Origin of the sequence: Mesorhizobium sp. M2A.F.Ca.ET.046.03.2.1, from assembly GCF_003952425.1 — a bacterium.
Taxonomy (GTDB): Bacteria; Pseudomonadota; Alphaproteobacteria; order Rhizobiales; family Rhizobiaceae; genus Mesorhizobium.
Genome location: NZ_CP034449.1, coordinates 6,643,143 through 6,660,833, shown reverse-complemented (window position 1 = coordinate 6,660,833; position 17,691 = coordinate 6,643,143). Strand labels below are relative to the sequence as shown.

At 63.1% G+C, this 17,691-nt stretch carries 23 protein-coding genes; 20 read left to right on the top strand and 3 right to left on the bottom strand.

From position 1 onward, the window contains the following. Window positions 1-69: 69 nt before the first annotated feature. Entirely contained in the window at window positions 70-4,266 is a 4,197-nt protein-coding gene (rpoC, locus tag EJ072_RS31810; RefSeq protein WP_042642156.1) for a DNA-directed RNA polymerase subunit beta', read from the top strand. 180 nt (window positions 4,267-4,446) lie between these two features. Beyond that, a complete protein-coding gene (locus EJ072_RS31805; RefSeq protein WP_126082807.1) occupies window positions 4,447-5,112 on the top strand; it encodes an O-methyltransferase in 666 nt (221 codons plus the stop codon). A gap of 15 nt (window positions 5,113-5,127) precedes the next feature. On the opposite strand, the gene EJ072_RS31800 is transcribed toward EJ072_RS31805, so the two are convergent. The 3 genes from EJ072_RS31800 to EJ072_RS36205 form a co-directional block, all read right to left on the bottom strand. Next, the gene (locus tag EJ072_RS31800) at window positions 5,128-6,057 is read right to left on the bottom strand and encodes a Gfo/Idh/MocA family oxidoreductase (protein WP_126082806.1); all 930 of its coding nucleotides are present in this window, start codon (window positions 6,055-6,057) and stop codon (window positions 5,128-5,130) included. Window positions 6,058-6,131: 74 nt separating this feature from the next. After that, the gene (locus EJ072_RS31795) at window positions 6,132-6,413 is read right to left on the bottom strand and encodes a hypothetical protein (protein WP_040983044.1); all 282 of its coding nucleotides are present in this window, start codon (window positions 6,411-6,413) and stop codon (window positions 6,132-6,134) included. Between the two features lie 35 nt (window positions 6,414-6,448). Next, window positions 6,449-6,736 carry a hypothetical protein gene (locus EJ072_RS36205; RefSeq protein ID WP_189343137.1) on the bottom strand — a complete coding sequence of 96 codons (288 nt, stop codon included), beginning with the start codon at window positions 6,734-6,736 and terminating at the stop codon, window positions 6,449-6,451. A gap of 137 nt (window positions 6,737-6,873) precedes the next feature. On the opposite strand from EJ072_RS36205, the gene rpsL reads away from it, so the two are divergent. The 18 genes from rpsL (at window position 6,874) to rplE (ending at window position 17,677) form a co-directional block, all read left to right on the top strand. Continuing rightward, complete coding sequence (rpsL, locus tag EJ072_RS31785; protein WP_006202128.1) at window positions 6,874-7,245, top strand: 30S ribosomal protein S12; 372 nt, start codon at window positions 6,874-6,876, stop codon at window positions 7,243-7,245. Window positions 7,246-7,254: 9 nt separating this feature from the next. Next, entirely contained in the window at window positions 7,255-7,725 is a 471-nt protein-coding gene (gene rpsG, locus EJ072_RS31780) for a 30S ribosomal protein S7 (RefSeq protein WP_027170372.1), read from the top strand. Between the two features lie 27 nt (window positions 7,726-7,752). Beyond that, window positions 7,753-9,843: an elongation factor G gene (gene fusA / locus EJ072_RS31775; RefSeq protein ID WP_095818141.1), complete on the top strand. Its 2,091-nt coding sequence runs from the start codon at window positions 7,753-7,755 to the stop codon at window positions 9,841-9,843. A gap of 65 nt (window positions 9,844-9,908) precedes the next feature. Then, window positions 9,909-11,084, top strand: a complete 1,176-nt coding sequence (gene tuf, locus EJ072_RS31770) for an elongation factor Tu (RefSeq protein ID WP_040983039.1) — start codon at window positions 9,909-9,911, stop codon at window positions 11,082-11,084. A gap of 68 nt (window positions 11,085-11,152) precedes the next feature. After that, complete coding sequence (gene rpsJ / locus EJ072_RS31765) at window positions 11,153-11,461, top strand: 30S ribosomal protein S10 (RefSeq protein ID WP_006205468.1); 309 nt, start codon at window positions 11,153-11,155, stop codon at window positions 11,459-11,461. Window positions 11,462-11,522: 61 nt separating this feature from the next. Continuing rightward, the gene (gene rplC / locus EJ072_RS31760) at window positions 11,523-12,242 is read left to right on the top strand and encodes a 50S ribosomal protein L3 (RefSeq protein WP_126082804.1); all 720 of its coding nucleotides are present in this window, start codon (window positions 11,523-11,525) and stop codon (window positions 12,240-12,242) included. Next, the gene (rplD, locus tag EJ072_RS31755; protein ID WP_042642179.1) at window positions 12,242-12,862 is read left to right on the top strand and encodes a 50S ribosomal protein L4; all 621 of its coding nucleotides are present in this window, start codon (window positions 12,242-12,244) and stop codon (window positions 12,860-12,862) included. The genes rplC and rplD overlap by 1 nt, the downstream gene beginning before the upstream one ends. Beyond that, window positions 12,859-13,152: a 50S ribosomal protein L23 gene (locus EJ072_RS31750; protein ID WP_040983033.1), complete on the top strand. Its 294-nt coding sequence runs from the start codon at window positions 12,859-12,861 to the stop codon at window positions 13,150-13,152. Before rplD ends, EJ072_RS31750 begins: the two co-directional genes overlap by 4 nt. 22 nt (window positions 13,153-13,174) lie before the next feature. Beyond that, complete coding sequence (gene rplB, locus EJ072_RS31745; RefSeq protein ID WP_126082803.1) at window positions 13,175-14,008, top strand: 50S ribosomal protein L2; 834 nt, start codon at window positions 13,175-13,177, stop codon at window positions 14,006-14,008. Between the two features lie 16 nt (window positions 14,009-14,024). Next, the gene (rpsS, locus tag EJ072_RS31740; RefSeq protein ID WP_006205463.1) at window positions 14,025-14,303 is read left to right on the top strand and encodes a 30S ribosomal protein S19; all 279 of its coding nucleotides are present in this window, start codon (window positions 14,025-14,027) and stop codon (window positions 14,301-14,303) included. 2 nt (window positions 14,304-14,305) lie between these two features. Next, complete coding sequence (gene rplV, locus EJ072_RS31735; protein ID WP_010909277.1) at window positions 14,306-14,695, top strand: 50S ribosomal protein L22; 390 nt, start codon at window positions 14,306-14,308, stop codon at window positions 14,693-14,695. Then, window positions 14,695-15,429: a 30S ribosomal protein S3 gene (gene rpsC, locus EJ072_RS31730; protein WP_112129139.1), complete on the top strand. Its 735-nt coding sequence runs from the start codon at window positions 14,695-14,697 to the stop codon at window positions 15,427-15,429. Before rplV ends, rpsC begins: the two co-directional genes overlap by 1 nt. Window positions 15,430-15,456: 27 nt before the next feature. After that, window positions 15,457-15,870: a 50S ribosomal protein L16 gene (gene rplP / locus EJ072_RS31725; protein ID WP_027170364.1), complete on the top strand. Its 414-nt coding sequence runs from the start codon at window positions 15,457-15,459 to the stop codon at window positions 15,868-15,870. Window positions 15,871-15,882: 12 nt separating this feature from the next. Beyond that, the gene (gene rpmC / locus EJ072_RS31720; protein ID WP_042642190.1) at window positions 15,883-16,083 is read left to right on the top strand and encodes a 50S ribosomal protein L29; all 201 of its coding nucleotides are present in this window, start codon (window positions 15,883-15,885) and stop codon (window positions 16,081-16,083) included. 4 nt (window positions 16,084-16,087) lie between these two features. Further along, entirely contained in the window at window positions 16,088-16,327 is a 240-nt protein-coding gene (rpsQ, locus tag EJ072_RS31715; RefSeq protein WP_023675136.1) for a 30S ribosomal protein S17, read from the top strand. 83 nt (window positions 16,328-16,410) lie between these two features. Beyond that, on the top strand, window positions 16,411-16,779 hold the full coding sequence (gene rplN, locus EJ072_RS31710) for a 50S ribosomal protein L14 (RefSeq protein ID WP_006205457.1): 369 nt from the start codon (window positions 16,411-16,413) through the stop codon (window positions 16,777-16,779). 12 nt (window positions 16,780-16,791) lie between these two features. Next, entirely contained in the window at window positions 16,792-17,106 is a 315-nt protein-coding gene (gene rplX, locus EJ072_RS31705; RefSeq protein ID WP_126082802.1) for a 50S ribosomal protein L24, read from the top strand. Next, the gene (gene rplE / locus EJ072_RS31700; protein ID WP_126082801.1) at window positions 17,099-17,677 is read left to right on the top strand and encodes a 50S ribosomal protein L5; all 579 of its coding nucleotides are present in this window, start codon (window positions 17,099-17,101) and stop codon (window positions 17,675-17,677) included. Before rplX ends, rplE begins: the two co-directional genes overlap by 8 nt. Window positions 17,678-17,691: the final 14 nt, after the last annotated feature.

Below are 17,691 nucleotides of genomic sequence, written 5' to 3'. Positions count from 1 at the left end.
GCCAGTCTGCGGACATTTCGTCCGCGATCGATTGAAGGGGTTATCGAGGACCCCGAAAAGGAGAACGGCATGAACCAAGAGGTCATGAATCTCTTCAACCCGCAGGCGCCTGCGCAGGTGTTCGATTCCATCCGGATCTCGCTTGCCAGCCCAGAGAAGATTCTGTCCTGGTCGTTCGGCGAGATCAAGAAGCCGGAGACCATCAACTACCGCACCTTCAAGCCGGAGCGTGACGGCCTGTTCTGCGCGCGCATTTTTGGTCCGATCAAGGACTATGAGTGCCTTTGCGGCAAGTACAAGCGCATGAAGTACAAGGGCGTCATCTGCGAAAAATGCGGCGTCGAAGTCACGCTGTCGCGCGTTCGCCGCGAGCGCATGGGCCATATCGAGCTCGCCGCGCCCGTCGCCCATATCTGGTTCCTGAAGTCGCTGCCTTCGCGCATCGGCACGTTGCTCGACATGACCCTCAAGGACATCGAGCGTGTGCTCTACTTCGAGAACTACATCGTCACCGAGCCGGGCCTCACCGCGCTGAAGGAGAACCAGCTCCTCAGCGAGGAGGAGTACATGCTCGCCGTCGACGAGTACGGCGAGGATTCTTTCACCGCCATGATCGGCGCCGAGGCCATCCATGACCTGCTTGCCGGCATGGACCTGGAGAAGATCGCCGGCGACCTGCGTTCGGAGCTGGCTTCGACCACCTCCGAGCTGAAGCAGAAGAAGTATCTGAAGCGGCTCAAGGTCGTCGAGAACTTCATGGAATCCGGCAACCGTCCGGAATGGATGATCATGAAGGTGGTTCCGGTGATCCCGCCGGATCTGCGCCCGCTGGTTCCGCTGGACGGCGGCCGCTTTGCGACGTCGGATCTGAATGACCTCTATCGCCGCGTCATCAACCGCAACAACCGCCTGAAGCGGCTGATCGAGTTGCGCGCGCCCGGCATCATCGTGCGTAACGAGAAGCGCATGCTGCAGGAAGCCGTCGACGCGCTGTTCGACAACGGCCGTCGCGGCCGCGTCATCACCGGCGCCAACAAGCGTCCGCTGAAGTCGCTGTCCGACATGCTCAAGGGCAAGCAGGGCCGGTTCCGTCAGAACCTGCTCGGCAAGCGCGTCGACTATTCCGGTCGCTCGGTCATCGTGACCGGTCCGGAGCTGAAGCTGCATCAGTGTGGCCTGCCGAAGAAGATGGCGCTCGAGCTGTTCAAGCCCTTCATCTACGCCCGCCTCGACGCCAAGGGTTTCTCCTCGACCGTCAAGCAGGCGAAGAAGCTGGTCGAGAAGGAGCGTCCGGAGGTTTGGGATATCCTCGACGAGGTTATCCGCGAGCATCCGGTGCTGCTCAACCGCGCGCCGACGCTGCACCGCCTCGGCATCCAGGCGTTCGAGCCGACCCTGATCGAAGGCAAGGCGATCCAGCTGCATCCGCTGGTCTGCACCGCCTTCAACGCCGACTTCGACGGTGACCAGATGGCGGTCCACGTGCCGCTGTCGCTGGAAGCGCAGCTCGAAGCCCGCGTGCTGATGATGTCGACCAACAACATCCTGCACCCGGCCTCCGGCGCGCCGATCATCGTGCCGTCGCAGGACATGGTTCTCGGTCTCTACTATCTCTCGATCGTCAACCAGAACGAGCCGGGCGAAGGCATGGTGTTTGCCGACATGGGCGAGCTCCAGCATGCGCTGGAGACCAAGGCCGTGACGCTGCACGCCAAGATCAAGGGCCGCTTCCGCACGGTCGACGCCGAAGGCAATGTCGTGTCGAAGATCTACGACACCACGCCCGGCCGCATGATCATCGGCGAGCTTCTGCCGAAGAACGTCAACGTGCCGTATGAGACCGCCAACCAGGAGATGACCAAGAAGAACATCTCCAAGATGATCGACACCGTCTACCGCCACTGCGGTCAGAAAGAGACGGTCATCTTCTGCGACCGCATCATGGCGCTCGGCTTCGCCCATGCCTGCCGTGCCGGCATTTCGTTCGGCAAGGACGACATGCTGATCCCGGATACCAAGCTGAAGCTGGTCTCCGAGACCGAGGCTTTGGCCAAGGAGTACGAACAGCAGTACAATGACGGCCTGATCACGCAGGGCGAGAAGTACAACAAGGTCGTCGACGCCTGGGCCAAGTGCTCGGAAAAGGTCGCCGACGAGATGATGGCCCGCATCAAGGCGGTGGAGTTCGAGGACAACGGCCGCCAGAAGCCGATGAACTCGATCTACATGATGTCGCATTCGGGTGCGCGCGGTTCGCCCACCCAGATGCGTCAGCTCGCCGGCATGCGTGGCCTGATGGCCAAGCCGTCGGGTGAAATCATCGAGACGCCGATCATCTCGAACTTCAAGGAAGGCCTCACCGTGCTCGAGTACTTCAACTCGACCCACGGCGCCCGCAAGGGTCTGGCCGACACCGCCTTGAAGACGGCGAACTCGGGCTACCTCACCCGCCGTCTCGTCGACGTGGCGCAGGACTGCATCGTCAACTCCGTGGATTGCGGCACCGACAAGGGCCTCACCATGCAGCCGATCGTCGATGCCGGCCAGATTGTTGCTTCGGTCGGCCAGCGCGTGCTGGGCCGCACCGCGCTCGACGACATCAACCACCCGGTCACCGGCGATCTGCTGGTCAAGGCCGGCAAGCTGATGGACGAGCGCGATGTGGAGCAGATCGAAAAGGCCGGCGTGCAGTCGGTCCGCATCCGCTCGGCGCTGACCTGCGAGGTCAGGACCGGCGTGTGCGCCGTCTGCTACGGTCGCGACCTGGCCCGCGGTACCCCCGTCAACCAGGGCGAGGCCGTCGGCGTCATCGCGGCGCAGTCGATCGGCGAGCCGGGCACCCAGCTCACCATGCGTACCTTCCACATGGGCGGCACGGCGCAGGTGGTGGACTCTTCGTTCCTTGAAGCCTCCTATGAGGGCAAGGTGCAGATCCGCAACCGCAACGTGGTGCGCAACTCGGAAGGCCAGCAGATGGTCATGGGCCGCAACATGGCGGTGCTCATCCTCGATGAGACCGGCAAGGAGCGCGCCACGCACCGCGTCGCCTATGGTTCGCGCATCTTCGTGGACGATGGCGACAAGGTGAAGCGCGGCCAGCGTATCGCCGAGTGGGATCCCTATACCCGCCCGATCCTCACCGAAATCGAGGGTCGCGTGGCGTTCGAGGACCTGGTCGACGGCATCTCCGTTCAGGAAACGGCCGACGAGTCGACCGGCATCACCAAGCGTGAGGTCATCGACTGGCGTTCGACGCCGCGCGGCAGCGACCTGAAGCCGGCGATCGTCATCCAGGACGCCAAGGGCAAGGTCGGTAAGCTGTCGAAGGGCGGCGATGCGCGCTTCCTGCTCTCGGTCGAGGCCATCCTCTCGGTCGAGCCGGGCGCCCATGTGAAGCCTGGCGACGTGCTGGCGCGTATCCCGATGGAAAGCGCCAAGACCAAGGACATCACCGGTGGTCTGCCGCGCGTGGCCGAACTGTTCGAGGCTCGCCGTCCGAAGGATCACGCCATCATCGCCGAGATCGATGGCACGATCCGCTTCGGCCGCGACTACAAGAACAAGCGCCGCATCATCATCGAGCCGCATGACTCGACGCTCGAGCCGGTGGAGTACCTGATCCCGAAGGGCAAGCCGTTCCATCTCCAGGACGGCGACGTCATCGAGAAGGGCGACTACATCCTCGACGGCAACCCGGCGCCGCACGACATCCTGGCGATCAAGGGCGTGGAGGCGCTTGCCTCCTACCTCGTGAACGAAATCCAGGAGGTCTACCGCCTGCAGGGCGTGTCGATCAACGACAAGCACATTGAGGTGATCGTTCGCCAGATGCTGCAGAAGGTCGAGATCACCACGCAGGGCGACTCGACCTACATCCCGGGCGACCACGTCGACGTGATCGAGCTGGAAGAGGTCAACGAGCGCCTGATCGAGGACGGCAAGAAGCCGGCCGAAGGTCAGCCGGTGCTGCTCGGCATCACCAAGGCCTCGCTGCAGACGCCGTCCTTCATCTCAGCCGCCTCCTTCCAGGAGACGACCAGGGTGCTCACCGAGGCTGCGGTTGCCGGCAAGACCGACATGCTGCAGGGCCTGAAGGAAAACGTCATCGTCGGCCGTCTGATCCCGGCCGGCACTGGCGGCACGATGAGCCAGATCAGGCGCATCGCCACCTCGCGCGACGAGCTCATCATCGACGAGCGCCGCAAGGCCTCCGGTGTCGAGGTCGCCGACCCGATGCTGACCGACATGGTCAACGCCGCGCAGTAAGCGGCATGATATGAGAAACGACGAGAAGGGGCCTACGCGGGCCCCTTTTTGCATTCAGAGCATGATCCCGAAAAGTGGGTACCGGTTTTCGAGAAAGATCATGCTCCAACAAAGAAGCCGGATCGGGATGATGGCTCTTAGCCGTGATCCTGATCTGGCTTCATGCAACGAGGAAGAGCTATGAGCAGCAAGACCTGGACGGCAGTCGACGACTATATCGTTTCCTCGCTTTTCGAAGCGGACCGCGTGCTGGACGCCGTGCTTGCGGCCAACCGCGACCAGGGCCTTCCGGCCATCGATGTCTCGGCCGCGCAAGGCAAATTGCTGTCGCTGCTGGTGCGCATCCGCGGCGCGAAGACCGTGCTGGAGGTCGGCACGCTCGGCGGCTACTCGACCATCTGGATGGCGAGGGGACTGCCGGCGGACGGCAAGGTGGTGACGCTGGAACTCGATCCCCACCACGCCAGGGTCGCGCGCTCGAATTTCGAGCGGGCAGGGGTTTCCGGCAAGGTCGACCTGCGGGTCGGCCCGGCGCTCCAGTCGCTCGCCGCGCTGGTCGACCAAAGTGCCGGGCCATTCGACCTGATCTTCATCGACGCCGACAAGCCCAACAACCCGAATTATCTTGACTGGGCGATGAAGCTGTCGCGCCCTGGCACGGTCATCGTCTGCGACAACGTCATCCGCGACGGTGCGGTGCTCAATAAAGATGGCCTCGACGTCAATGTCGAAGGCGCCCGTGCGGCGTTCTCGTTCATCGGCGGCGACAAGCGGCTGGACGGCACCGCCATCCAGACGGTTGGCGCCAAAGGCTATGACGGCTTTGCGATTGCGATCGTCGAGTGATGCAGTCTCGCCGACTCAGTCGAAGAACGCCTCGACCAGATTGCGCTTGCCGAGCATGAACGCGTCGGCCACGTGCTGAAGTGGCGCGAGGTCGACATCGGAAGCGCCCGCTCGAATGATCTCGGCGAAGCGCTCGTAGAGCATCGGATATTCGGCTTCCGGCTCATCGTGGATGACTTTGCCGTCGACGGCGAGCTTCGCGCCGCCGCCCGACAGCGCCATCTTGCCCTTGTCGGTCTCGGCCAGGATGTCCCAGCTCTGCGGGCCGGTCTGTAGCCAGTCGAGCTCCATCGCCACCGGCAGGCCATTCGACGTGCGGAAGGCGACATGCGCCGCGACCGGCGCCGCGCGGTTTTCGGGAAAGTCGAGCACGGCCGAGGTGATGAACATCGGCGGCAGGATATGCGTGGCGATCGACAGGGCGTTAATGCCCGGATCGAACACGCCAAAACCGCCTGGTTCCCAGATCCATTCCTGGTTCGGATGCCAGCGCCGCACGTCTTCCTTCCAGTTGATGGCGGCCGAGGTCAGCTTGACCGAGGCGAGGAAGGCGCGCGCGGCCTCTACCGCCGGCGCGTAGCGCGAATGCCAGCTGGCAAAGAGTGAGACGCCGTTCTTTTCGGCCAGCGCCTTGAGGTGCTCGACCTCGCTCACCGTCGCGCCCGGCGGCTTTTCGAGAAACACATGCTTCTTCGCTTCCAGCGCGGTGCGCGCGGCGTCGTAGCGGAACTGCGGCGGCATGCAGAGCGAGACCGCCTCGAGATCGGGCTCGGCGGCAATCATCGCTTCAATTGTCGGGTAGTTCGGAATGCCGTCGACCTTGCCATGGCGGCTCGCCGCGGCGACGAGCCGGTAGTCGCCGTCCTTGGCGACCGCCGGCAAATGCTGGTCGCGCACGATCTTCCCCACGCCGACGATGCCGAGCTTGATGGGATTGCTGGTCATGGGAACTCCGGAAAAGAAGAATGGCTGGCTAGGTTGTTGGAGAGGATCGGGAGGACGTTGTGCCGCCGGCTATATCAGAACGGTTCGTCAAAGGTGACGATCGAGACCTCGCCTTCCAGCGCGCCCTGGTAGGCCGACAGATGCGGCTCCTCGTCGGGCTCGCCTTCCATGTCGCCGATCTGATCGAGCTCGGCCTCCGCGAATCCCTCGGCGGCGAGCGATTCGAGCGCGCGGCGCACGGCAGAATCATCGTCAGGCGCCACCAGCATCACATGCACGCCCTCGGGCTTGCCGCCCTTCTTGCGCCAGACTCGTCCGGTGATGATGGTGACCGGCCGTTCTTCATTGTCGTTCACGGGCTGATTCCTCGTTTTCCGGCCCAAAGTCCGGCTCAGCCGCCTTTTGGCACGAAGCCGGTGCGGAAGACAGCCGCAAGCCGGTCACTTTCTTCCTCGCTCTTGAAAAAAGGCGCAATAAAATTACATGCCTTTTGCGCATGGCTGCCAAGCCTCGAATTGACCGCAATATTTGCCGTTGCGGGGTTGACGGGCAATGGCCTTACGAGTAGAAGCCGCGACGTCAGAACCGATGTGAGACCGGCCTTTCCGAGGCGACACGCTTTGGAGTTTGTCTCAAACAGGGTTCGTTTTACGAGCGAAAAGACATTTCCGGCGCGCATGAAGCGGCTTCCGCTTCCTCTGCAATTTGTTCGGGCAGGACCGCGAGACGCGGTGTGTTGCCCGAATTCGCGTATGGAAATGACGCTTTGAGCGGCCCTGACAGGGCAGACACGGAATTGAGAGACAAGAGGGTTTAATGCCTACCGTCAACCAGCTGATCCGCAAGCCGCGCCTGGCGCCGGTGAAGCGAAACAAGGTCCCGGCCATGCAGCAGAACCCGCAGAAGCGGGGCGTCTGCACGCGCGTCTACACCACGACGCCGAAGAAGCCGAACTCGGCGCTGCGTAAGGTGGCCAAGATTCGCCTGACCAACGGTTTTGAAGTGATCGGCTACATCCCCGGCGAAGGCCACAACCTTCAGGAACACTCGGTGGTCATGATCCGCGGCGGTCGCGTCAAGGATCTGCCGGGCGTCCGCTACCACATCATCCGCGGCGTGCTCGACACGCAGGGTGTGAAGAACCGCAAGCAGCGTCGTTCGAAATACGGCGCCAAGCGTCCGAAGTAAGGGTTTCCCATGTCCCGTCGTCACAGTGCAGAAAAGCGTGAGATCAACCCGGATCCCAAGTTCGGCGATCTGATCGTCACCAAGTTCATGAACGCCGTCATGTATGACGGCAAGAAGTCGGTTGCCGAGACCATCGTCTATGGCGCTCTGGACCAGGTCCAGGCCAAGACCAAGCAGGAGCCGGTCACCGTCTTCCACCAGGCGCTCGACAATGTCGCGCCGCATGTGGAAGTGCGCTCGCGTCGCGTTGGCGGCGCCACCTACCAGGTTCCGGTCGACGTGCGCCCCGAGCGCCGCCAGGCGCTGGCCATTCGCTGGCTGATCGCCGCGGCCCGCAACCGCAACGAGACCACCATGGTCGACCGCCTCTCGGGCGAGCTGATGGACGCGGCCAACAACCGCGGCACCGCCGTCAAGAAGCGTGAAGACACCCACAAGATGGCGGAAGCCAACCGCGCCTTCGCGCATTACCGCTGGTAACGCGAAAGAGACTGAGAGGCACCTCCCATGGCCCGCGAATACAAGATCGAAGACTACCGCAATTTCGGTATCATGGCGCATATCGACGCCGGCAAGACGACGACGACCGAGCGCGTCCTGTACTACACGGGCAAGTCGCACAAGATCGGCGAAGTCCATGACGGCGCTGCCACCATGGACTGGATGGAGCAGGAGCAGGAACGCGGCATCACCATCACGTCCGCCGCGACCACGACCTTCTGGAAGGGTCGTGACGGCAAGATGCGCCGCTTCAACATCATCGACACCCCCGGACACGTCGACTTCACCATTGAGGTCGAGCGTTCGCTGCGCGTGCTCGACGGCGCCATCGCGCTGCTCGATGCCAACGCCGGCGTGGAGCCGCAGACCGAGACCGTGTGGCGTCAGGCCGACAAGTACCACGTGCCGCGCATGATCTTCTGCAACAAGATGGACAAGATCGGCGCCGACTTCTATCGCTCTGAAGAGATGATCGGTTCGCGCCTCGGCGCGCAGGCTGTCGTCATGCAGCTGCCGATCGGCGCCGAGACCGAGTTCAAGGGCGTCGTCGACCTCGTCGAGATGAACGCGCTCGTCTGGCGCGACGAGACGCTGGGCGCTGCTTGGGACGTCGTCGAGATCCCGGCCGACCTCAAAGCCAAGGCCGAGCAGTACCGCGAGAAGATGATCGAAGCCGCCGTCGAGATGGACGAGACCGCGCTCGAGAACTATCTCGAAGGCAAGATGCCGTCGAATGACGAGATCCGCGCGCTGATCCGCAAGGGCACCATCGCGGTCAAGTTCTTCCCGATGTTCTGCGGCTCGGCCTTTAAGAACAAGGGCGTGCAGCCGCTGCTCGACGCTGTCGTCGAATACCTGCCGTCGCCGATCGACGTGCCGGCCATCAAGGGCGTCGACGCCAAGACCGACGCCGAGATCGAACGTCACGCCGACGACAACGAGCCGCTGTCGATGCTGGCGTTCAAGATCATGAACGACCCGTTCGTCGGTTCGCTGACCTTTGCCCGCATCTATTCGGGCAAGCTCACCAAGGGCACCTCGCTCGACAACACGGTGAAGGGCAAGAAGGAGCGCATCGGCCGCATGCTGCAGATGCATGCGAACTCGCGCGCCGACATCGAGGAAGCCTATGCCGGCGACATCGTTGCGCTGGCCGGCCTCAAGGACACGACCACGGGCGACACGCTCTGCGATCCGCTGCACCCGGTCATCCTCGAGCGCATGGAATTCCCCGATCCGGTCATCCAGATCGCCATCGAGCCGAAGACCAAGAACGACCAGGAAAAGATGGGCCTCGCGCTGCATCGCCTGGCGGCCGAGGATCCGTCCTTCCGCGTCAAGACCGACGAGGAATCGGGCCAGACCATCATCGCCGGCATGGGCGAGCTGCATCTCGACATCATCGTCGACCGCATGCGCCGCGAGTTCAAGGTCGAGGCCAATGTCGGCGCGCCGCAGGTGGCTTATCGCGAGACGATCACCCGCACGCACGAGCAGGATTACACGCACAAGAAGCAGACCGGCGGTACCGGCCAGTTCGCTCGCGTCAAGATCATCTTCGAGCCGAACACCGAGAGCGAAGAGTTCGTGTTCGAGTCCAAGATCGTCGGCGGTGCGGTTCCGAAGGAATACATCCCGGGCGTCGAGAAGGGCATCAACAGCGTCATGGGTTCCGGCCCGTTCGCCGGCTTCCCGATGATCGGCGTCAAGGCGACCCTCGTGGATGGCGCCTTCCACGACGTCGACTCCTCGGTGCTGGCGTTCGAAATCGCCTCCCGCGCCTGCTTCAAGGAAGCCGCTCCGCGCCTCGGCGTGCAGCTGCTTGAGCCGATCATGAAGGTCGAGGTCGTGACGCCGGAAGATTATGTCGGCGGCGTCATCGGCGACCTCAACGGCCGTCGTGGCCAGATCCAGGGTCAGGAAGCGCGTGGCGTTGCCGTCGTCATCAACGCGATGGTGCCGCTGGCGAACATGTTCAAGTACGTCGACAATCTGCGTTCGATGTCGCAGGGCCGCGCCCAGTACACGATGCAGTTCGACCACTACGAGCCGGTTCCGACCGCGGTCGCCCAGGAAGTTCAGAAGAAATACGCGTAACTCGAGCGGGTTGCACGAGACCTTAATTCAAGGCCCGCACGGGCAAGCAGGATTGGAGAGATCACATGGCAAAAGGTAAATTCGAGCGCACCAAGCCGCATGTGAACATTGGCACGATCGGTCACGTCGATCATGGCAAGACGTCGCTGACGGCGGCGATCACGAAGTATTTTGGCGAATACAAGCGCTATGACCAGATCGACGCGGCACCCGAAGAGAAGGCGCGCGGCATCACGATTTCGACGGCTCACGTCGAGTATGAGACGGCCAACCGTCACTATGCTCACGTCGACTGCCCCGGCCACGCCGACTATGTGAAGAACATGATCACCGGTGCCGCCCAGATGGACGGCGCGATCCTGGTCGTGTCGGCCGCCGACGGCCCGATGCCGCAGACCCGCGAGCACATCCTGCTTGCCCGTCAGGTCGGTGTGCCTTCGATCGTGGTGTTCCTCAACAAGGTCGATCAGGTCGACGACGCCGAGCTGCTCGAGCTGGTCGAGCTCGAGGTTCGCGAGCTTCTGTCGAAGAACGAGTTCCCCGGCGACGACATTCCGATCGTCAAGGGCTCGGCGCTGGCCGCTCTCGAGGATTCGAACAAGACCATCGGCGAGGACGCCATCCGCGAGCTGATGGCTCAGGTCGACGCCTACATCCCGACCCCGGTTCGTCCGCTGGACAAGCCGTTCCTGATGCCGATCGAGGACGTGTTCTCGATCTCGGGCCGCGGCACGGTCGTGACCGGCCGCGTCGAGCGCGGCGTGGTCAAGGTCGGCGAGGAACTGGAGATCGTCGGCATCCGTCCGACCGCCAAGACGACCTGCACGGGCGTTGAAATGTTCCGCAAGCTGCTCGACCAGGGCCAGGCCGGCGACAACATCGGCGCGCTGCTGCGCGGCATCGACCGCGAGGGCGTCGAGCGTGGCCAGGTTCTGGCCAAGCCGGGCTCGGTGAAGCCGCACAAGAAGTTCGTGGCCGAAGCCTACATCCTGACCAAGGACGAGGGCGGCCGTCACACGCCGTTCTTCACCAACTACCGTCCGCAGTTCTACTTCCGCACGACGGACGTGACGGGCATCGTGACGCTGCCGGCCGGCACCGAGATGGTGATGCCCGGCGACAACATCACCGTCGACGTCGAGCTGATCGTGCCGATCGCGATGGAAGAGAAGCTGCGCTTCGCCATCCGTGAAGGCGGCCGCACCGTCGGTGCAGGCATCGTCGTCACCATCAAAGAGTAATTGGACTGAAACCGATCTGTCGCGGGCGCGGGAGCTGCCCGCGCCGCGCCAGAACAAGGAATTGACGCATGAACGGACAGAATATCCGCATCCGCCTTAAAGCGTTTGACCACCGGGTGCTCGACGCCTCGACGCGCGAAATCGTGTCGACCGCCAAGCGCACCGGCGCCAACGTCCGCGGCCCCATCCCGCTGCCGACGCGGATCGAAAAATTCACGGTCAACCGGTCGCCCCACGTCGACAAGAAGAGCCGTGAGCAGTTCGAGATGCGTACGCACAAGCGTCTGCTCGACATCGTCGATCCGACTCCGCAGACGGTCGATGCTTTGATGAAGCTCGATCTGGCCGCCGGTGTCGACGTCGAGATCAAGCTCTAAAGGAATGAGAACGCGGTAAGGGGCGGTGCCCCTGGCCCGGAACTCTAAAGGAATTGAACCGATGCGTTCAGGTGTGATTGCAAAGAAGGTGGGAATGACCCGCATCTATAACGATGCGGGGGAACACGTTCCCGTCACCGTTCTCCAGATGGAGAACTGCCAGGTCGTGGCTCAGCGCACGCAGGAGAAGAACGGCTACACCGCCGTCCAGCTCGGCGTTGGCCTTGCCAAGGTGAAGAACACGTCGAAGGCGATGCGCGGCCATTTCGCCGCCGCGTCCGTCGAGCCCAAGGCCAAGGTCGCGGAGTTCCGCGTCTCCGCCGACAACATGATTGACGTCGGCGCCGAGCTGACCGTCGAGCATTTCGTCGCCGGCCAGAAGGTCGACGTCACCGGCACCTCGACCGGCAAGGGTTTCCAGGGCGTGATCAAGCGGCACAACATGGGTGGTGGCCGCGCGACCCACGGTAACTCGGTCTCGCACCGCACGCACGGCTCGACCGGTCAGCGCCAGGACCCGGGCAAGGTGTTCAAGGGCAAGAAGATGGCCGGCCACATGGGTGACACCCGCGTGACCACGCAGAATGTCGAGGTCGTCTCGACGGACGTGGATCGCGGCCTGATCCTAATCCGCGGCGCGGTTCCCGGCGTCAAGGGCGCCTGGATCCTGGTTCGCGACGCCGCCAAGGTTGCGCTGCCGGCCAACGCGCCGAAGCCCGCCGCGATCCGTGCCGCTGCCGCCGCCAAGAACGAAGCCCCGGCCACTGAGGGAGCGGAATAATGGACCTCAAGATTAAAACGCTGGGCGGCAAGGACGCCGGCGAGCTGAAGCTCTCCGAAGAGATTTTCGGCCTCGACCCGCGCGAGGACATCCTGCAGCGCGTCGTGCGCTGGCAGCTCGCCAAGAAGCAGCAGGGCACGCACAAGGCCAAGGGCCGCGCCGAGATCGCGCGCACCGGCGCCAAGATGTACAAGCAGAAGGGTACGGGCCGCGCCCGTCACCACTCGGCTCGCGCTCCGCAGTTCCGCGGCGGCGGCAAGGCGCACGGCCCGGTCGTGCGCAGCCATGAGCACGAGCTGCCGAAGAAGGTGCGCGCGCTGGGCCTGAAGCATGCTCTCTCGGCCAAGGCCAAGAGCGCTTCGCTCATCATCGTCGACGAGCTGAAGCTTGCCGAAGCCAAGACCAAGGCCCTGGTGGCGAACCTCGAGACGCTGGGGCTGACCAACGCCCTCGTGATCGGCGGCGCCGAGCTTGACCAGAACTTCAAGCTGGCCGCGACCAACATTCCGAACATCGACGTGCTGCCCATCCAGGGCATCAACGTCTACGACATTCTGCGCCGCGGCACGCTGGTCCTTTCGAAGGCCGCCGTCGAGGCTCTCGAGGAGCGCTTTAAATGACCGACCTCCGTCACTACGACGTGATCGTCTCGCCGGCGATCACCGAAAAGTCGACCATGGCTTCCGAGCAGAACCAGGTCGTCTTCAACGTCGCCAAGAAGGCGTCGAAGCCGGAAATCAAGGCTGCCGTGGAAGCTCTCTTCGGCGTCAAGGTGACGGCTGTGAACACGCTCGTCCGCAAGGGCAAGATCAAGCGCTTCCGCGGCACGGTTGGCCGCCAGGGCGACGTCAAGAAGGCGGTTGTGACGCTGGCCGACGGCCAGTCGATCGACGTCGCGACGGGTCTCTGAGCAAGGCCGCGAGGACAGGACAATGGCACTTAAGAAATTCAACCCGATAACGCCGAGCACCCGCCAGCTGGTCATCGTCGACCGCTCGGGCCTCTACAAGGGCAAGCCCGTCAAGGGCCTGACCGAAGGCCTGACCAAGTCGGGCGGCCGCAACAATTACGGCCGCATCACGGCCCGCTTCATCGGCGGCGGTCACAAGCGTTCGTACCGCATCATCGACTTCAAGCGTAAGAAGTACGACGTCGTCGGCACGGTCGAGCGTATCGAATACGATCCGAACCGCACCGCCTTCATCGCGCTGATCAAGTATGACGATGGCGAGCTCTCCTACATCCTGGCTCCGCAGCGTCTTGCCGCCGGCGACAAGATCGTGGCCGGCGAAGCGGTCGACGTGAAGCCGGGCAACGCTATGCCGCTGGCCTCGATGCCGGTCGGCACGATCGTCCACAACATCGAGCTGAAGCCGGGCAAGGGCGGCCAGGTCGCCCGTTCGGCTGGCGGTTACGCGCAGCTCGTCGGCCGCGACCAGGGCATGGCGATTCTGCGCCTCAACTCGGGCGAGCAGCGCGTCGTGCACGGTTCCTGCATGGCCACCGTCGGCGCCGTGTCGAACCCCGATCACGGCAACATCAACGACGGCAAGGCCGGTCGCACCGTGTGGCGCGGCAAGCGTCCGCACAATCGCGGCGTGACCATGAACCCGGTCGACCATCCGCACGGCGGCGGCGAAGGCCGCACCTCAGGCGGCCGTCATCCGGTTTCGCCCTGGGGCAAGCCGACCAAGGGCAAGAAGACGCGGTCCAACAAGGCGACCGACAAGTTCATCCTGCGCTCGCGTCATCAGCGCAAGAGCTAATAAGAGGTAACGCCAAGTGACTCGTTCGATTTGGAAAGGCCCCTTCATCGACGGCTACCTTCTCAAGAAGGTGGACAAGGTTCGTGAAGGTGGTCGCAATGAGGTGATCAAGATGTGGAGCCGTCGCTCCACCATCCTGCCGCAGTTCGTCGGCTTCACCTTCGGTGTCTATAACGGCCAGAAGCACGTCCCGGTCTCGGTGAACGAGGACATGGTCGGCCACAAGTTCGGTGAATTCGCTCCGACCCGGACCTATTACGGTCACGGCGCGGATAAGAAGGCGAAGAGGAAATAATCATGGGCAAGGCCAAAGCTCCGCGCAGGCTTGCTGATAACGAGGCGCGTGCCGTTCTGCGCACGATCCGTATCAGCCCGCAGAAGCTGAACCTGGTTGCCGCGCTGATCCGCGGCAAGAAGGTCGCGACAGCGCTTTCCGACCTCGAATTCTCGGCCAAGCGGATTTCCGGCACGGTCAAGAAGACGCTGGAATCGGCGATCGCCAACGCGGAAAACAATCACGACCTCGACGTCGACGCGCTGGTCGTGGCGGAAGCCTATGTCGGCAAGTCGATCGTCATGAAGCGTTTCCACGCTCGTGGCCGCGGTCGCGCCAGCCGTATCGAAAAGCCGTTCTCACACCTCACGATCGTCGTTCGTGAAGTCGAGGAAAAAGGGGAGGCCGCATAATGGGCCAGAAAGTCAATCCGATCGGGCTGCGTCTCGGCATCAACCGTACCTGGGATTCGCGCTGGTTCGCGAACACCGGCGAGTACGGCCAGCTGCTGCACGAGGACCTCAAGATCCGCAAGTATCTTGAGAAGGAACTCAAGCAGGCCGCGATCTCCAAGGTCGTGATCGAGCGTCCGCACAAGAAGTGCCGCGTCACCATCCATGCGGCGCGCCCGGGCCTGATCATCGGCAAGAAGGGCGCCGACATCGAGAAGCTGCGCAAGAAGCTGACCGAGATGACGAAGTCCGAAACGCACCTCAACATCGTTGAAGTGCGCAAGCCGGAAATCGACGCCACGCTGATCGCCCAGTCGATCGCGCAGCAGCTCGAGCGCCGCATCGCGTTCCGCCGCGCCATGAAGCGCGCCGTTCAGTCGGCCATGCGTCTCGGCGCCGAAGGCATCCGCATCAACTGCTCCGGCCGTCTCGGCGGCGCCGAAATCGCGCGCATGGAGTGGTACCGTGAAGGCCGCGTGCCGCTGCACACCCTGCGTGCCGATGTCGATTACGGCACGGCCGAGGCAAACACGGCTTACGGCATCTGCGGCGTCAAGGTGTGGGTGTTCAAGGGCGAGATCCTCGAGCACGACCCGATGGCTTCCGAGCGCCGTGCAACCGAAGGCGATGCCGCGCATGGCGGCGGCGGTGCTGGTGGCGAGCGCGAACGCGGCCGTCGTCGCGAGAACGCCTGAGACATTTGAGAATTTGGAGTTAGAACGATGCTGCAGCCAAAGCGCACAAAGTTCCGCAAGCAGTTCAAGGGCCGTATCCACGGTACCGCCAAGGGCGGCACCAATCTGGATTTCGGCGGTTTCGGGCTGAAGGCGCTTGAGCCGAACCGCGTCACCGCGCGCGAGATCGAGGCGGCCCGCCGCGCGATCACCCGCGAGATGAAGCGAGCCGGCCGCGTCTGGATCCGGGTGTTCCCGGACCTGCCGGTCACCTCGAAGCCGACCGAAGTCCGCATGGGTAAGGGCAAGGGCGCAGTCGACTATTGGGCGGCGCGCGTGAAGCCCGGCCGCATCATGTTCGAGATCGACGGCGTCAGCGAGGAGACCGCGCGTGAGGCGCTGCGTCTCGGCGCCGCCAAGCTCTCGGTCAAGACGCGCTTCGTGCAGCGCATCGCAGAATAAGGACAGGCGATCATGAAAGCCGAAGACATCCGGACCAAGACCCAGGATCAGCTGACCGACGACCTGGCCGCGCTGAAGAAGGAGCAGTTCAACCTGCGCTTCCAGAAGGCCACCGGCCAGCTCGAGAAGACCGCGCGCGTGAAGCAGGTCCGCAAGGACATCGCGCGCATCAAGACCATCGCTGCGGAAAAAGCCGCGGCCAAGAAGGGTTAAGACCATGCCGAAGCGTATCCTGCAGGGCACCGTCGTCAGCGACAAGAACGAGAAGACGGTTGTCGTCAAGGTCGAGCGTCGCTTCACGCATCCGGTGATGAAGAAGACCGTGCGCATGACCAAGAAGTACAAGGCGCACGACGAGAACAACGCCCACAAGGTTGGCGACCAGGTATTCATCCAGGAATCGAAGCCGATTTCGAAGGACAAACGCTGGGTTGTCGTCTCTTCGGATCAGGCTTGATCCGGGCGAACGAATCGAATTTTGGACAGACCGGGGAGGGGTGAAAGCACCCGTCCCGTTAGAAAAGAAGAAGGCGGCCAGTCATGATTCAGATGCAAACAAACCTCGACGTCGCGGACAATTCCGGCGCCCGTCGTGTCATGTGCATCAAGGTGCTGGGCGGCTCGAAGCGGAAGTACGCCTCCGTCGGCGACATCATCGTGGTGTCGATCAAGGAAGCCATTCCGCGTGGCCGCGTTAAGAAGGGCGATGTGATGAAGGCGGTCGTGGTTCGCACGGCCAAGGACATCCGCCGTCCGGACGGCAGCGTGATCCGTTTCGACAAGAACGCGGCCGTTCTCGTCGACAATAAGAAAGAGCCGATCGGCACCCGTATCTTCGGACCGGTTCCGCGCGAGCTGCGCGCCAAGAACCACATGAAGATCATCTCGCTCGCGCCTGAAGTGCTGTAAGGAGCCGGACCAATGCAAAAGATCAGAAAAGGCGACAAGGTCGTCGTGCTTGCCGGCAAGGACAAGGGCCGTTCGGGCGAAGTCCTGTCGGTGCAGCCGACGGAAGACACCGCGGTCGTCCGCGGCGTGAACCTCATTCGCCGTCACCAGAAGCAGACCCAGTCCCAAGAGGGCGGGATCATCACCAAGGAAGCGCCGATCCACCTGTCGAACATCGCGCTGGCCGACCCCAAGGACGGCAAGCCGACCCGCGTCGGCTTCACCATCCAGAAGGACGGCAAGAAGGTGCGCGTCGCCAAGCGTTCGGGAGAAGTCATCAATGGCTAAGGCTGAAACCAAGCAGGCAACTGCCAAGAACGAGCCGCGCCTCAAGAAGGTCTATCAGGAGACCATCCGCAAGGCGCTGCAGGAGCAGTTCGGCTACGACAACGAGATGCAGGTTCCGCGCATCGACAAGATCGTGCTGAACATGGGCGTCGGCGAAGCAACCGCCGATTCCAAGAAGCCCTCGGTCGCGGCCGAGGATCTCGCGCTGATCGCCGGCCAGAAGGCCGTCGTCACCCGCGCCCGCAACTCGATTGCCGGCTTCAAGGTGCGCGAGAACATGCCGATCGGCGCCAAGGTCACGCTGCGCAAGGAACGCATGTACGAGTTCCTCGACCGCCTCGTGAACATCGCGCTGCCGCGCGTTCGCGACTTCCGCGGACTGAACCCGAAGAGCTTTGACGGCCGTGGCAACTACGCCATGGGCATCAAAGAACACATCGTGTTCCCGGAGATCAACTACGACAAGGTTGATCAGGTCTGGGGCATGGACGTCATCGTTTGTACGACGGCGAAGACGGATGACGAGGCCAGGGCTCTGCTCAAGGCCTTCAACTTCCCCTTCCGCCAGTAACGGCAGCGAAAAAG

What these genes read in the sequence shown, in the direction of transcription:
- rpoC (WP_042642156.1), top strand. Translation starts at nt 70, where the DNA reads ATGAACCAAGAGGTCATGAATCTCTTCAACCCGCAGGCGCCTGCGCAG.
- EJ072_RS31805 (WP_126082807.1), top strand. Translation starts at nt 4,447, where the DNA reads ATGAGCAGCAAGACCTGGACGGCAGTCGACGACTATATCGTTTCCTCG.
- EJ072_RS31800 (WP_126082806.1), bottom strand. Translation starts at nt 6,057, where the DNA reads ATGACCAGCAATCCCATCAAGCTCGGCATCGTCGGCGTGGGGAAGATC.
- EJ072_RS36205 (WP_189343137.1), bottom strand. Translation starts at nt 6,736, where the DNA reads ATGCGCGCCGGAAATGTCTTTTCGCTCGTAAAACGAACCCTGTTTGAG.
- rpsL (WP_006202128.1), top strand. Translation starts at nt 6,874, where the DNA reads ATGCCTACCGTCAACCAGCTGATCCGCAAGCCGCGCCTGGCGCCGGTG.
- rpsG (WP_027170372.1), top strand. Translation starts at nt 7,255, where the DNA reads ATGTCCCGTCGTCACAGTGCAGAAAAGCGTGAGATCAACCCGGATCCC.
- fusA (WP_095818141.1), top strand. Translation starts at nt 7,753, where the DNA reads ATGGCCCGCGAATACAAGATCGAAGACTACCGCAATTTCGGTATCATG.
- tuf (WP_040983039.1), top strand. Translation starts at nt 9,909, where the DNA reads ATGGCAAAAGGTAAATTCGAGCGCACCAAGCCGCATGTGAACATTGGC.
- rpsJ (WP_006205468.1), top strand. Translation starts at nt 11,153, where the DNA reads ATGAACGGACAGAATATCCGCATCCGCCTTAAAGCGTTTGACCACCGG.
- rplC (WP_126082804.1), top strand. Translation starts at nt 11,523, where the DNA reads ATGCGTTCAGGTGTGATTGCAAAGAAGGTGGGAATGACCCGCATCTAT.
- rplD (WP_042642179.1), top strand. Translation starts at nt 12,242, where the DNA reads ATGGACCTCAAGATTAAAACGCTGGGCGGCAAGGACGCCGGCGAGCTG.
- EJ072_RS31750 (WP_040983033.1), top strand. Translation starts at nt 12,859, where the DNA reads ATGACCGACCTCCGTCACTACGACGTGATCGTCTCGCCGGCGATCACC.
- rplB (WP_126082803.1), top strand. Translation starts at nt 13,175, where the DNA reads ATGGCACTTAAGAAATTCAACCCGATAACGCCGAGCACCCGCCAGCTG.
- rplV (WP_010909277.1), top strand. Translation starts at nt 14,306, where the DNA reads ATGGGCAAGGCCAAAGCTCCGCGCAGGCTTGCTGATAACGAGGCGCGT.
- rpsC (WP_112129139.1), top strand. Translation starts at nt 14,695, where the DNA reads ATGGGCCAGAAAGTCAATCCGATCGGGCTGCGTCTCGGCATCAACCGT.
- rplP (WP_027170364.1), top strand. Translation starts at nt 15,457, where the DNA reads ATGCTGCAGCCAAAGCGCACAAAGTTCCGCAAGCAGTTCAAGGGCCGT.
- rpmC (WP_042642190.1), top strand. Translation starts at nt 15,883, where the DNA reads ATGAAAGCCGAAGACATCCGGACCAAGACCCAGGATCAGCTGACCGAC.
- rpsQ (WP_023675136.1), top strand. Translation starts at nt 16,088, where the DNA reads ATGCCGAAGCGTATCCTGCAGGGCACCGTCGTCAGCGACAAGAACGAG.
- rplN (WP_006205457.1), top strand. Translation starts at nt 16,411, where the DNA reads ATGATTCAGATGCAAACAAACCTCGACGTCGCGGACAATTCCGGCGCC.
- rplX (WP_126082802.1), top strand. Translation starts at nt 16,792, where the DNA reads ATGCAAAAGATCAGAAAAGGCGACAAGGTCGTCGTGCTTGCCGGCAAG.
- rplE (WP_126082801.1), top strand. Translation starts at nt 17,099, where the DNA reads ATGGCTAAGGCTGAAACCAAGCAGGCAACTGCCAAGAACGAGCCGCGC.